Genomic DNA, 9,755 nt, shown 5'->3' with positions numbered 1-9,755 from the left:
GCGCACCGCGCAGCGCGCTGCGCACCAGCCAGCGGTGGAAGGCACTGCGCGACGGCAGCGTCAGCACGTCCGAACCCCACAGCGTCAGCACCAACGGCACGCCGGTGCCGCGCACCGCACGGGCCGCGTGCCAGCCGACGCTGTTGGCCTGGTGCGCATGCAGCACGCGCGGCGCCCAGCGCTTGATCAGCCGGCGCAGGCGGTATGGCGCGTCCAGCCGCTTGATCGAAAGATCGACCTGCTCGTGCGCCAGCAGCAGCGGATGCGGGTCGATCTTCAGCTCGCCGTGCGTCGCGAGCACCACCGGCTGGCCGGCGGCGAGCAGCCCGCGCGCCATCCGCGCGACGTGGATCGATGCGCTGCCGACCAGCAGCACCGGCTTCGTCATGCCACGCTCCGCACGAAGACGAACAGCTGCGTCGGCGACCCCGGCTGCGCGAGGAACTCGGTGTCGGCATCGGCCGCCGCATTCGCGATGCGCGTCAGCACGGCCTGGGCACCGGGCAGCTTCCAGCCCGCCAGCCGCGACAGCAGGCGCACCACGAAACGCTTGCGGTACGCGGCAAAGGCCGGGGTCGGGCACTCGGTCGGGTGGTAGAAGCCGCGGCGCGACTGCAGCGTCAGCCCGGCCCGCGCGAACGCGTCGACCAGCGCCGCGCGCGTGCGGCGCTTCAGGTAGCCGCCATCGCGCGTCTGATCGGCCAGCGTCTCCAGCACGATCATCCGGCCGTCCGGCTGCAGCGCGTCAGCGCAGCGCTCCAGCAGCACCTGCAGTTCGCCGTCGTCGACCACGTGCTGCAGCACCGTGATGCTGAGGATCAGGTCGTAGCGCTGCGACCACACCGCCTGCGCGACCGGCTCGTAGCGGATGGCCGTCGACGGATGCTGGCGCGCCGCGCGCAGCAGCGCATCGCGCGACAGGTCGTGCCCGACGACGCGTTGCGCGCGGGTGGCGAGCAGCGCGCAGAAATCGCCGACACCGCAGCCGTAGTCGAGCGCGGCGGCCATCGGTTTCAGCAGCCAGCTCACGGCCTTCAGCCGCAGCCGCTGGTCGTAGGCGTAGGTGGCCGCATCGGACCAGCCGGTGTGCCCGTAGCGCCGCACGCGCTGGCTCCAGAAGGCTGCACTGCTCATGCGAAGGACCTCATGGGACTCGCCTCATCCCCGCGAGCCGGTGCAGCCACAGGCCGTAGACCAGCAGCACCACCGACGACGCGCCGGACTGCAGCGCGAGCGCCGTCGTGATGTCCCACTTCAGCACCCAGGCCAGCACGTAGGGCAGCAGCATCGACACCTGGTAGGCGACGCCGAACACCAGCGCCCGCCCCTGCTGCCCGACCACCAGCGGCAGCTGCGACAGCGGCGAGGTCAGGAAGCTCAGCACCATCCACGGCGACAGCAGCCGCGCCTGCGCGCCGGCCTCGCGCCATTCGGCGCCGAAGGCCCAGGCGAACAGGTCGGGCGCGAACAGCATCAACGCGATGAACGGCAGCGCGAACAGCGCGAGCTTCGAGCTCGTGCGGCGCGCGAGGCCTGCCAGGTCGCCGCCTTCGTTCCACAGCTGCGCCGCGCGCTGCTGGAAGACCTGGCCGACCGAGGCACCCAGCATCGCGAGCGGCGTGCGCGCGATGCGCAGCGCGAAGGCGTACCAGCCCAGCACCTGGCTGCCGAACGCGGCGCCCATCACCGCGAGCAGCGCGCTCGCCTGCAGCGCATCGAGCAGCGCATGCGGCAGGTTGATGCGCGGGAAGTTCCGGTACTGGCCCGCGAGCGCCCGCAGGCGCAGGCCCTGCGCCGGCCGGGCATCGCCACGCGCTTGCCAACCGAGCAACGCCGCCGCGATCGACTGGCCGAGCGCACCGCCCAGCAGCAAGCCCGGCGCAGCCCAGCCGGCTGCGCCCAGGCCGACCGTGGCCGCGACGCCGCCCGCGCTCTGCACGACGCGGTTGCCGGCCAGTTGCGTGTACTGGCGGCGCCGGTTCGACCAGCAGCCGAGCGTGTTGACGACAGCCGTCAGCGCGACGCTCAGCGGCAGCAGGTAGAGCCACGGTGCGAGCGACGCATGGCCGGACGCTTGCGCGATCCATCCACCACCGAGCGCAACACCGAGCAACGACAGCCCGGTCACTCCCAGCGTGATCGCCAACGCCAGCAGCAGCAGCTGCCAACCGTCATCGTCCGACTCCGGCAACACGATGGCCAGCTCATAGCGGCCGGTCGCGAGGATCGCCAGCAGCGCGACCACGCTCTGGAACAGCGCGAACACGCCGAAGTCTTCCGGCGCGAACAGGCGCGACAGCAGCGGGCTCGCGGCCAGTGCGATCAGCTGCGCCAGGCCGGTGCCCGTCAGCAGCGTCAGCACATGCCGAGTCGAGCCCGCGCCGGCCGCGCCCGCTGTCGTCATGCGAGCAAGGCGTGCACCACCCGCTCCTGGTCGGCGGGGGTCAGGTCGGCGCTCATCGGCAGGCTCATCACGCGCGCGGCGGCGCGTTCGGCATGCGGCGTGCCGCCCGGCACCTGCCAGGCGCGGTAGGCCGGCTGCTGGTTGATCGGCAGCGGGTAGTGCACGGCGGTCGGGATGCCTTGCGCCGTCAACTTCGCCTGTACCGCGGCGCGGTCCTCGACGAACACCGTGTACTGCGCGAACACGCTGCTGCGGCCGGCGCGCTGTGCGACCACCAGCAGCTTGCCGGCCAGCATCTCGTTGTAGCGCGCGCCGATCGCCAGGCGCTGCTGCACTTCCCACTCGAAGCGCTCCAGCTTGGCCAGCACGATCGCGCACTGCAGCGTGTCCATGCGCCCGCCGACGCCCACGCGGGTGTGCGTGTAGCGCGCGCTCTGGCCGTGTACGCGGATCTCGCGGCAGGCCTGCGCGAGGCGGTCGTCGCTCGTGAAGATCGCGCCGCCGTCGCCGTAGCAGCCGAGCGGCTTGCTCGGGAAGAAACTGGTGCAGCCGAAGGTGCTCAGGTTGCAGCTCTTGCGCGTCTCGCCATCCAGGCCGGCGTAATCGGCCCCGAAGCTCTGCGCCGCATCCTCGATCACCGGCAGCCCATGGCGCTGCGCGATCGCATTGATCGCGTCCATGTCGGCGGCCTGGCCGTACAGGCTCACCGGCATGATGGCCCGCGTGCGCGGCGTGATCCTCGCCTCGATCAGCGCGGCGTCGATGTTGCAGGTGTCGGGCTCGATGTCGGCGAACACCGGCACGCCGCCCAGCAGCACGATCATCTCGGCGGTGGCGGCGAAGGTGAAGGGCGTCGTGACGACCTCGTCGCCGGGCTTCAGGTCGAGCGCCATCAGCGCGATCAGCAGCGCCTCGGTGCCGCTCGCGACCGTGATGCAGTGGCGCGCGCCGGTGTACGCGGCGAGCTGCGCCTCGAGCTCCTTGACCTCCGGGCCCATGATGTACTGGCCGTGGTCGAGCACGCGCTGCATGCGCTCGGCGATGCGCTCCTTCAGCGCGGCGTACTGCGTCTTCAGGTCGACGAATTCGAGCTTCGAACTCATGCTTGCACTTCCTCTGCAGGTTGGCACACCGAATTGCGCAGCACGTAGCGCTCGCCGGTCGCCGGGCAGGCGGCCTCGCCGTCGCCGGTGAGCGGCAGCTCGAGCCGCTCGCCGTGCCGGCTCATCCACCCGGCCTGGCGGGCCGGCACGCCGACCATCAGCGCGAAATCCGGCACGTCGCGGTTGATCACGGCACCAGCACCGACGAAGGCGTAGCGGCCGACCGTGTGGCCGCAGACGATCGTGCAGTTGGCGCCCAGCGTCGCACCGCGGCGCACCAGCGTGCGGCGGTACTCGTTCTTGCGGGTGACCGCCGAGCGCGGGTTGTAGACGTTCGTGAAGACCATGCTCGGGCCGCAGAACACGTCGTCCTCGAGCGTCACCGCGTCGTAGACCGACACGTTGTTCTGGATCTTCACGTTGTGGCCGATGCTCACGTCGTTGCCGACGTAGACACCCTGCCCGAGCGAGCAGCCGTCGCCGATGCGGGCGCCAGCGCACACATGCGCGAAATGCCAGACGCGGGTGCCGGTGCCGAGCCGGGCGCCCTCGTCGACGATGGCGGAAGAATGAATCATCAGAACACCAGCGGCAGTCCGACCCGCACGCCGTCGCGTGCCGAGCGGTAGCCGGCGATCAGCACCTCGAGCGAGCGCAGGCCCTCGTAGCCGTCGACCTCGGCATGCGCTTCGCCGCGCAGCGTGTTGATCACGTTGTCGTAGTACAGCGGGTGGCCGGGGCCGTAGACCGAGGTGACGCCGTAGCTCGCGTCGGCCACCTTGGCATCGTCCTCGTGCGGGGTGTCGAACTCCCAGTGCTCGATCTTGTTGACCGCGACGCCGCCGACGCGCACCGTGCCGCGCTCGCCGAGGAGCGTGATGCTGCCCTCGAAGTTCTTGTTGTGCGTCAGCATCGTCACGTTGATCGAGGCGAGCGCGCCGTTGCGCAGCCGCAGGCTCATCACGCCGGTGTCCTCGGCCTCGATGTTGCGCGACAGCGTCGCGGTGTAGGCGTGCACGTTGTCGACCGGGCCGACCAGCCAGTCGACCATGTCGACATAGTGGCTCGCCTGGTTCATGAAGGCGCCGCCGTCCATGTCCCAGCGGCCGCGCCACGGCGCCGCGTCGTAGTAGGCCTGCGGGCGGGTCCAGAACACGTTGACCGCCACCATCGCCAGCTTGCCGAATCGGCCCTGGTCGACCGCGCGCTTGACGAGCTGCAGCGTCGCGTTCAGCCGGTTCTGCTTGACGACGAACAGCTTGACGCCGGCATCGCGGCAGGCCCGCACCATCGCGACGCCCTCGTCCCACTTGGTGGCCATCGGCTTCTCGCTGAGCACGTGGCGGCCGGCTTGCGCCACCTTGATCGCCTGGCGCGGGTGCAGCCCGCTCGGCGTGGCCAGCACGACGAGATCGGCATCGCTGCCGGCCAGCAAGGCATCGAGCGATGCGAAACCCGGGGCGCCGGTCAGCTCGACGGCCCGGGCCAGCAGTTCGGGCTGGTTGTCGCAGACCGCGACCCATTCGGCGCGGTCGGCATGCTGCTTCAGCGCCGCGATGTGGTTCTGCGCGATGCGGCCGCAGCCCACCAGCGCCAGGCGCAGCTTGCGGTCACGGATGATGGAGGGAGTCGGCATGGAGGCTCTCGAAAGGCAGGCGCTACGCGGGGCACCCGCGAGGCAAACGGGCGATTTTATTCGGCCCGGACGGCCCCGGCCGGGGAATCCCGGGCGGCCCGCCTAAAATTGCGGCGCATTTCCCGAGCACCCCATGACCCAGACATCTCCTCCCCAGCCGCCCGAAGACGAAAACAAGCTGATCGCCGAACGCCGCGAGAAGCTGACCGCGATCCGCCAGCAGGGCGGCGTCGCGTTCCCGAACGACTTCAAGCCGAAGCACCACGCGCTCGACCTGGTCCGCAAGTACGGCGAGATCCCGAACGAGGAACTGGAGCCGCAGGGCATCGTCGTGAGCCTCGGCGGGCGGATGATGCTCAAGCGGATGATGGGCAAGGCGAGCTTCGCGACCTTGCAGGACTCGACCAGCCGCCTGCAGCTGTTCGTCACGAAGGACGCGCTGGGCGACGAGGTGTATGCCGCGTTCAAGCACTGGGACCTGGGCGACATCCTCGGCGCCGAGGGCACGCTGTTCCGCACCAAGACCGGCGAGCTGTCGGTGCGCGTGACCACGCTGCGGCTGCTCACCAAGAGCCTGCGGCCGCTGCCGGACAAGTTCCACGGCATGGCCGACCAGGAGCAGAAGTACCGCCAGCGCTATGTCGACCTGATCACCGACGAGGAGGCGCGTGCGCGCTTCGTCGCCCGCAGCAAGGCGCTGGGCTCGATCCGGCACTACATGATCGAGCACGGCTTCATGGAGGTCGAGACGCCGATGCTGCACCCGATCCCGGGCGGCGCGAACGCCAAGCCGTTCACCACGCACCACAACGCGCTCGACCAGCAGATGTTCCTGCGCATCGCGCCCGAGCTGTACCTGAAGCGGCTGATCGTCGGCGGCTTCGAGCGGGTGTTCGAGGTGAACCGGAACTTCCGCAACGAAGGCATCTCGGTGCGGCACAACCCCGAGTTCACGATGATGGAGTTCTACGCGGCCTGGTGGAACCACCACGACGTGATGGACTTCACCGAGCAGGTGCTGCGCCATGCGGCGCGCCAGGCCACCGGCTCGGCCAGCATCAGCTACGCCGGCAAGCCGGTCGACCTGGACAAGCCGTTCACGCGCCTGTCGGTGCGCGATTCGCTGGTGGTGCACGCCGGGCTGAGCGAGGCCGAGGCCGGCGATGCCGAGCTGCTGCGCGCGAAGCTGAAGGCGGCGGGCGAAGAGGCGCCGGCGCACTGGAAGCTGCCGGAGTTGCAGTTCGGGCTGTTCGAGGCCGTGGTCGAAGAGAAGCTGTGGCACCCGACCTTCATCATCGACTACCCGGTCGAGGTGTCGCCGCTGGCGCGCGCATCGGACGCGAACCCCGGCATCACCGAGCGTTTCGAGCTCTTCATGACCGGCCGCGAGTACGCGAACGGCTTCTCGGAGCTGAACGACGCCGAGGACCAGGCGGCGCGCTTCCATGCGCAGGCGGCCAACAAGGATGCCGGCGACGAGGAGGCGATGTTCTACGACGCCGACTTCATCCGCGCGCTCGAGTACGGCATGCCGCCGACCGGCGGCTGCGGCATCGGCATCGACCGGCTGATGATGCTGATCACCGACAGCCCGAGCATCCGCGACGTGATCCTGTTCCCGTCGCTGCGCAAGGAAGGCTGACCGCCCTGTGACGAGCGACGAAGCGCTGACCGTCGCTCGCCGGCTTGCGACCGAGCGAGGCTGGCCGTTTCTCGACCCGGTCAGCGTTCGGAAGTATCGGCCGCTGTGGTTCGGGAAACCTCGCTGGCAGGTCATGTCCAACCACGAGTCTCGCGGCATGAACGTGCTGATCGAGATCGACGACAGGACAGGCGACATTCTTCAGCAGGGCTACCTGCCGCGCTGAAAGGCCAACGCGACCCGCGCCCGGCACCTACACTGCCGGATGCCTGGATATCTGGTCAAACACGAGCACATCGCCATCGACGGCGTTGCCGACCTGCAGATTCGCTCGTTGCTGGACCGCCAGCAGTTCTCCGATCCCCACGACCTCGCCCTGCGGCAGGGCATCTCGTCGGCGGCCTGGCCGCTGTTCGGGCTGCTGTGGCCCTCGGGCCTGCAGCTCGCCGCGCGCATGGCGGTGCGCACGATGGTGCCGCACGAGCGCATCCTCGAGATCGGCTGCGGCCTCGCGCTCGCGAGCCTGGTCAGCCACCGCCGCGGCAGCGACGTGACCGCGAGCGACTGCCATCCGCTCACCGCCGACTTCCTCGCCGAGAACCTGCGGCTCAACGGCCTGCTGCCGATGGCCTACCGGCACGGGCAGTGGTCCGAATCCGCCGACGACCTGCTGCCGCCGGTACCGCAGGCCGAGCAGACGCTCAGCGGCCGCTTCGACCTGGTGATCGGCAGCGACATCCTCTACGAGCGCGACGACGGCGGCCTGCTGGCCGGCTTCATCGGCCGCCATGTCGGCGCACGCGCCGAGGTCTGGATCGTCGACCCGAACCGCGGCAACCGCGCGGCCTTCACGCGGCAGATGGCAGCCATGGGGTTCTCGCTGCAGGAGGAGCGGCTGCAGCAGGTGGCGGACGCCACGCATGCGGCGTACAAGGGCCGGTTGCTCGTGTACAGCAACCACTGACCCGGATTGGCATCCGGGCTACGCAGCCACACCCCGGCAATCAACCTTCATTTGTTCGCTTGTCACCCCCGCACGCGCCTTTGAAGCGCCAACCTAGCGATGCTTGAACACCGCTTTGCGCTTGTTGACGAACGCATCCATCCCTTCCTTCTGGTCCTCGGTCGCGAACAGCGCGTGGAACATGCGGCGCTCGAACTGGATGCCCTCGGCGAGCGGCCCTTCGTAGGCACGGTTCACCGCCTCCTTGGCCATCATCACGCTCGGGCCGCCGTATTCGCAGATCGCCTGCGCCGCCGCCATCGTCACGCCCAGCAGCTCGGCCGCCGGCACCACGCGCGACACCAGGCCCGCGCGCTCGGCCTCGGCCGCGTCCATCATGCGGCCGGTCAGCACCATGTCCATCGCCTTCGCCTTGCCGACCGCGCGCGGCAGCCGCTGCGTGCCGCCGGCGCCGGGGATGATGCCGAGCTTGATCTCGGGCTGGCCGAACTTCGCGGTGTCGGCCGCGAGGATGATGTCGCACATCATCGCGAGCTCGCAGCCGCCGCCCAGTGCGAAGCCGCTCACCGCGGCGATCACCGGCTTGCGCACGCTGCGGATGGTCTCCCAGTTGCGCGTGATGTAGTCGCTCTTGTAGACGTCCATGAAGTTCCAGCCCGCCATCGCACCGATGTCGGCACCGGCCGCGAAGGCCTTCTCGCTGCCGGTGACCACCATGCAGCCGATCGCCTCGTCGGCATCGAAGGCCTTCAGCGCCGCGCCCAGCTCGTCCATCAGGGTGTCGTTCAGCGCGTTCAGCTGCTTCGGCCGGTTCAGCGTGACGACGCCGATGCGCAGCGGGCCGCTGCCCTGGACGTCGGTGAGGATGCATTCGTGGCTCATCGGGTCTCCTTCGGTGTTTTCTGAGGGGTGATGGTCGAGTGTAGGCAGATCGCGCTCACGACGCCGCCAGCTCCGGCTTGCGGCGGATCATCAGGTCGACCCAGGTGTCGGCATCCTGGTGGATGCGGATGCGCAGCGGCAGGTAGCGCATGCTCGGCGCGATCCACATCTCGGGGATCAGGTCGCCGCCGCGCGGCTGGCGGCGCGGCTTCACGCGGAAGGCCTGCACCTCGCCGAAGGGGGTGTACAGCGTCTCCTCCTCCAGCACGTCGTAGGTCCACGGCTCGACACGGAACGGCAGCGCGAGCGGGATCTCGACGCTCTCGCCGGTGCGCAGCTTCTGCGGCTGCGTCGTGAACAGCCAGGTCAGCTGCACGAACTGGCTCGCGGTGTCCTGCACGCCCGGCCAGCGGATGCGCCGCTGCCCGTTGGCCAGCACCACCGCATCGGGCAGCAGCTGCATCGCGACGCGCTGGTCGTCGCGCAGCATCACGTGCGTCAGCTGGTCGTAGCGCGTCGGGTACAGCCCGTCGGCGGTCAGCTGGCCCTCGCTCGTCAGCCGGCGCGACGCGGTCGGCGCGAACGACAGCCCGATGACCACGTCGACGTTCACCTGGTAGCGGTTGCCTTCGCGGATCCACTCGACCTGCGCCTCGCCGTCGACGTGGCCACGGAAGTTGCCGGTCAGCACGTAGTTGAGGCGGGTCGAGCCAGGCCATTCGAAGGCGGCCGGGGCCGAGGCCGCGGGGTCCGCCGCGGCGACGGTGGCCGGCGATGGCGCGGAGGGCGGCGCCGAGGCGGGCTCGGCAGGTGCCGAGGCCGCGGGCTCGGGTTCGGCTGCGGCGACGACCTCGGGGATGGGTTCGGGCTCGACCGGCACGGGCACGGCCGACGCAGCCACCTCGGCAGGCGCCGGCGAGACCGCTGCGGCGCGAACGGCCCGCTTCGGCGGCGCCGGTGCTGCCGCCGGCGCCATCGCCACCGGCACCGTCGGCTGCAGCTCGCGCACATACGCCACCTGCAGCCGTGCCGGCATCGGCACCGCCGAGAACCCGCCCATGCGCTCGGCCAGGCCGCGCGTCACGCAGCCGTGCGCCACCAGCACGCCGAGCACCAGCGCCAGC

General features: G+C 70.1%; 11 protein-coding genes. 3 read left to right on the top strand and 8 right to left on the bottom strand.

The genetic code is table 11. From position 1 onward, the window contains the following. The 6 genes from AC1DXV_RS26470 to AC1DXV_RS26445 form a co-directional block, all read right to left on the bottom strand. On the bottom strand, positions 1–388 hold a 388-nt coding region (locus AC1DXV_RS26470), incomplete at its 3' end, for a glycosyltransferase (protein ID WP_477936367.1). Then, positions 385–1,134, bottom strand: coding sequence for a class I SAM-dependent methyltransferase (locus tag AC1DXV_RS26465; protein ID WP_477871184.1), 750 nt, complete (start codon positions 1,132–1,134; stop codon positions 385–387). The genes AC1DXV_RS26470 and AC1DXV_RS26465, both read right to left, overlap by 4 nt. A 10-nt stretch (positions 1,135–1,144) precedes the next feature. Next, positions 1,145–2,404, bottom strand: coding sequence for a lipopolysaccharide biosynthesis protein (locus tag AC1DXV_RS26460; protein ID WP_477936365.1), 1,260 nt, complete (start codon positions 2,402–2,404; stop codon positions 1,145–1,147). Further along, a complete protein-coding gene (locus tag AC1DXV_RS26455) occupies positions 2,401–3,507 on the bottom strand; it encodes a DegT/DnrJ/EryC1/StrS family aminotransferase (protein ID WP_477868822.1) in 1,107 nt (368 codons plus the stop codon). Before AC1DXV_RS26455 ends, AC1DXV_RS26460 begins: the two co-directional genes overlap by 4 nt. Next, positions 3,504–4,088 carry an acyltransferase gene (locus AC1DXV_RS26450; RefSeq protein ID WP_477868826.1) on the bottom strand — a complete coding sequence of 195 codons (585 nt, stop codon included), beginning with the start codon at positions 4,086–4,088 and terminating at the stop codon, positions 3,504–3,506. Before AC1DXV_RS26450 ends, AC1DXV_RS26455 begins: the two co-directional genes overlap by 4 nt. Further along, positions 4,085–5,143, bottom strand: coding sequence for a Gfo/Idh/MocA family protein (locus AC1DXV_RS26445; RefSeq protein WP_477868820.1), 1,059 nt, complete (start codon positions 5,141–5,143; stop codon positions 4,085–4,087). Before AC1DXV_RS26445 ends, AC1DXV_RS26450 begins: the two co-directional genes overlap by 4 nt. A gap of 133 nt (positions 5,144–5,276) precedes the next feature. Between AC1DXV_RS26445 and lysS the strand changes: the two genes are divergently transcribed. The 3 genes from lysS to AC1DXV_RS26430 are packed head-to-tail and all read left to right on the top strand — an operon-like array spanning position 5,277 to position 7,749. Continuing rightward, on the top strand, positions 5,277–6,785 hold the full coding sequence (gene lysS, locus AC1DXV_RS26440) for a lysine--tRNA ligase (RefSeq protein ID WP_477868818.1): 1,509 nt from the start codon (positions 5,277–5,279) through the stop codon (positions 6,783–6,785). Positions 6,786–6,792: 7 nt separating this feature from the next. Continuing rightward, on the top strand, positions 6,793–7,011 hold the full coding sequence (locus tag AC1DXV_RS26435; protein WP_477868816.1) for a hypothetical protein: 219 nt from the start codon (positions 6,793–6,795) through the stop codon (positions 7,009–7,011). Positions 7,012–7,050: 39 nt separating this feature from the next. Then, the gene (locus AC1DXV_RS26430) at positions 7,051–7,749 is read left to right on the top strand and encodes a class I SAM-dependent methyltransferase (RefSeq protein WP_477936363.1); all 699 of its coding nucleotides are present in this window, start codon (positions 7,051–7,053) and stop codon (positions 7,747–7,749) included. Positions 7,750–7,842: 93 nt separating this feature from the next. Here the strand turns inward: AC1DXV_RS26430 and AC1DXV_RS26425 are convergent, their stop codons facing one another. Next, positions 7,843–8,631, bottom strand: coding sequence for an enoyl-CoA hydratase (locus AC1DXV_RS26425; protein WP_477936361.1), 789 nt, complete (start codon positions 8,629–8,631; stop codon positions 7,843–7,845). Between the two features lie 55 nt (positions 8,632–8,686). Further along, a partial coding sequence (locus tag AC1DXV_RS26420; protein ID WP_477936360.1) for a DUF3108 domain-containing protein occupies positions 8,687–9,755 on the bottom strand: 1,069 nt, incomplete at its 5' end.

Source organism: Rhizobacter sp. P3_C12, from assembly GCF_056402735.1.
This window is presented reverse-complemented; position numbering and strand designations above follow the sequence as displayed.